Source organism: Burkholderia sp. E168m23 (assembly GCF_016586125.1).
GTDB lineage: Bacteria > Pseudomonadota > Gammaproteobacteria > Burkholderiales > Burkholderiaceae > Burkholderia > Burkholderia orbicola.
Genome location: NZ_BCPP01000834.1, coordinates 1 through 3,244, shown reverse-complemented (window position 1 = coordinate 3,244; position 3,244 = coordinate 1). Strand labels below are relative to the sequence as shown.

The following is a 3,244-nucleotide window of genomic DNA, read 5'->3' as shown; positions in this document are numbered from 1 at the left end:
GTCGCCGATGCGGAAGCCGGTTTCGGCGGTGTGCTCAACGCGTTCGAGCTGATGAAGGCGATGATCGAGGCCGGCGCATCGGGCGTTCACTTCGAGGACCAGCTCGCATCGGTGAAGAAATGCGGCCACATGGGCGGCAAGGTGCTCGTACCGACGCGCGAAGCCGTCGCGAAACTGTCGGCCGCGCGGCTCGCGGCCGACGTGATGGGCACGCCGACCGTGCTGGTGGCCCGCACCGATGCGGAAGCGGCCGACCTGATCACGTCCGACGTCGACGACAACGACAAGCCGTTCCTGACCGGCGAGCGCACGGTGGAAGGCTTCTTCCGCACGAAGCCGGGCCTCGAACAGGCGGTCTCGCGCGGCCTCGCGTACGCGCCGTACGCCGACCTGATCTGGTGCGAAACCGGCAAGCCCGATCTCGAGTACGCGAAGAAGTTCGCGGAAGCGATCCACAAGCAGTTCCCGGGCAAACTGCTGTCGTACAACTGCTCGCCGTCGTTCAACTGGAAGAAGAACCTCGACGACGCGACGATCGCGAAGTTCCAGAAGGAGCTGGGCGCGATGGGCTACAAGTTCCAGTTCATCACGCTGGCCGGCTTCCATGCGCTGAACTACTCGATGTTCAACCTCGCGCACGGCTATGCCCGCACGCAGATGAGCGCGTTCGTCGAACTGCAGCAGGCCGAGTTCGCGGCCGCCGACAAGGGCTTCACGGCAGTCAAGCATCAGCGCGAGGTCGGCACCGGCTACTTCGACGCGGTGACGCAGACGGTCGAGCGCGAAGCATCGACGACCGCGCTGCACGGCTCGACCGAGGACGAACAGTTCTTCGACGGCAAGAAAGTCGCGTAACGCGCCCAGGCGTGATGCCGATCCCCGCCGCGTCTCGCGACGCCGCGGCATCGGCCACCGGAACAACAATCAGGGAGGAGACGGCAGGCGCGCGAGTCCCTTCGCGCGACCGGCCGCGCGGCCTGCGGGCCGCCAGCAACGATGCGCGCCGGCTTCGTCCGGCGCGCCCTTTTCCGCGGCGCAGCCCGCCCGGCCACGGCCGGCGCTGCCCTACCGATAGACGATCACCGGAATTTTCGTATGGGTCAGCACGCGCTGCGTCTCGCTGCCGATCAACAGGCTGCCGAGCCCGCGGCGTCCGTGGGACGCCATGAAGATCACGTCGCACCCGCCGCGCTCCGCCGCCTCGATGATGCCGAGATACGGCGACGGATGCACGCTCGTCCACGTGTCGCACGCGACCCCGGCCGCCTTCGCGGCCGCCTCCACCTCGTCGAGATGCGCACGCGCCTCGCGCTCGCTGCGCGCACGGAAATCGGCGGGCGGCTCGATGATCACTTCGGAAAACGGCGAGTACGGATATTGCGGCAGGCACGCGTAGGCCGTCACGCGCGCGCCGACCGCACGAGCCAGGTCGATCGCGCCGTCGATCGCCTTTTGCGACAGTTCGGAACCGTCGGTTGGAACGAGGATGTGCCGGAACATCGCGCCCTCCTTCGTCAATTGCACGCCACGCGCCGCGGCGCCGGTCGAGCCGGCCGCGACACGGCGCACATGCCTCTTACGATTGTAGTGTGCGAAATCGCGCCGGCCGAATCGGCAGCGGGTTCGCCCTCATATCGGAAACACGCGGGCGCGCGTCGCCTACTCGCCCCAATAGCCGGGCCGCTCGTACGTGTGCTTCAGGTAATCGAGAAACAGGCGCACGCGCAGCGGCAGATGCCGGCGTTGCGGAAACACCGCGTGGATGCCGATCGGCGGCGCGGCGAACGCGTCGAGCACGCTAACGAGCCGGCCGGCCGCGATGTCCTCGCCGACTTCCCACCACGAGCGCCACGCGAGGCCATGGCCTGCGAGGCACCACTCGTGCAGCACCGCGCCGTCCGAGCATTCCATCGTGCCGTTCACGCGGATCGACACGACCTTGTCGTCCTCCTGGAACGACCAGCCGCGCTGCTGGTTCGCGTTCGCCGCGAGCGCGAGGCAGTTGTGCCGCGCCAGTTCCGCGAGCGTGGCCGGCGTGCCGCGCCGCGCGAGATACGCGGGCGACGCGACGCACACGCGGCGGTTCTCGCCGAGTTTCAGCGACACGAGCGACGAGTCGGGCAGCTCGCCGAGCCGCACCGCGCAATCGAACCCCTCGTTGACGAGGTCGACCATCCGGTCGGACAGGTCGAGCGTGACGGACACATCCGGGTGCCCGACGCTGAATTCAGGCACGAGCGGCGCGACGTGCCGCCGCCCGAAGCCGGCCGGCGCGGAAATCCGCAGGTGCCCGCTCGCCTTGACACCACCGGCGGACACGCTCGCTTCCGCGTTCTGCATGTCGTTGATGATGCGCTGGCAATCCTCGAGGAACGCCGAACCCTCGAACGTCAGCGTGAGCTTGCGCGTCGTGCGTACCAGCAGCTTCACGCCGAGCCGCTCCTCGAGCGCGTCGAGGCGGCGGCCGATGATCGCCGGCGCGACGCCTTCCGCATGCGCAGCCGCGGACAGGCTGCCTTTCGCCGCGACCGCGGCGAACGTTTCGATCTGCTTGAACCGGTCCATGACTCTCTCGAAAGGACGGCATCGCCGCCTTTCAAATAACGTGAGTCACTCAGATTAGGTATATGAAAGTAAAAGATCAAGTGATGTTTAGCGTCTTTTTTAGCACCTTCGATCACGAATAGAATCGACCCGACCTCTGAAACTGGAGCGCAAGGCTATGTCGGCCACAACGACACTCTCCTCTCCCGACGCCATCCTCTTCGACGCATTCGGCACGTTGTTCGACGTGCGTGCCGTGCTGGCCGCGGCTGAGCAGATGTTTCCCGGGCACGGGGAACGGTTGTCGCAGCTGTGGCGACGCAAGCAGATCGAATACTCGCAGTTGCGCACGCTCGCCGATCCGGCCGGCTCGCACTATCGCCCGTTCCGGGACATCACGCTCGATGCGCTGCGGTTCGCCGCGCGCCGGCTCGGGCTCGCGCTGAACGGCGCGGCCGAGAAGCGCTTGATGGACGAATACGCGTGCCTGTCGACCTATCCCGATACGGTGCCCGCGTTGCGCAAGCTGCGCGCGCTCGACCCGCGCCCGCCGCTCGCGATCCTGTCGAACGGCACCCCGCAGATGCTCGACATCGCGATCAAGAGCGCCGGCATGTCCGGCCTGTTCGATCGCGTGCTGTCGGCCGACACCGTGCGCGCGTACAAACCGAGCCCGGCCGCCTACGCGCTCGGCACCGCC

General features: G+C 67.3%; 4 protein-coding genes. 2 read left to right on the top strand and 2 right to left on the bottom strand.

Annotated features, from left to right (window positions below; genetic code table 11):
* The coding region (locus JMF90_RS30470) for an isocitrate lyase/phosphoenolpyruvate mutase family protein (RefSeq protein WP_201325835.1) at window positions 1-855 on the top strand (855 nt) is incomplete at its 5' end.
* A 210-nt stretch (window positions 856-1,065) separates the two neighbouring features.
* On the opposite strand, the gene JMF90_RS30465 is transcribed toward JMF90_RS30470, so the two are convergent.
* Window positions 1,066-1,500 (bottom strand): universal stress protein, encoded by a 435-nt coding sequence (locus JMF90_RS30465; RefSeq protein ID WP_011549516.1) that lies wholly within the window; start codon window positions 1,498-1,500, stop codon window positions 1,066-1,068.
* 159 nt (window positions 1,501-1,659) lie between these two features.
* Complete coding sequence (locus JMF90_RS30460; RefSeq protein WP_053525366.1) at window positions 1,660-2,565, bottom strand: LysR family transcriptional regulator; 906 nt, start codon at window positions 2,563-2,565, stop codon at window positions 1,660-1,662.
* 157 nt (window positions 2,566-2,722) lie between these two features.
* Here JMF90_RS30460 and JMF90_RS30455 point away from each other — a divergent pair.
* The coding region (locus JMF90_RS30455) for a haloacid dehalogenase type II (protein ID WP_201325834.1) at window positions 2,723-3,244 on the top strand (522 nt) is incomplete at its 3' end.

Coding starts and splice junctions, on each gene's coding strand:
- JMF90_RS30460 (WP_053525366.1), bottom strand. CDS start 2,565: ATGGACCGGTTCAAGCAGATCGAAACGTTCGCCGCGGTCGCGGCGAAA.
- JMF90_RS30465 (WP_011549516.1), bottom strand. CDS start 1,500: ATGTTCCGGCACATCCTCGTTCCAACCGACGGTTCCGAACTGTCGCAA.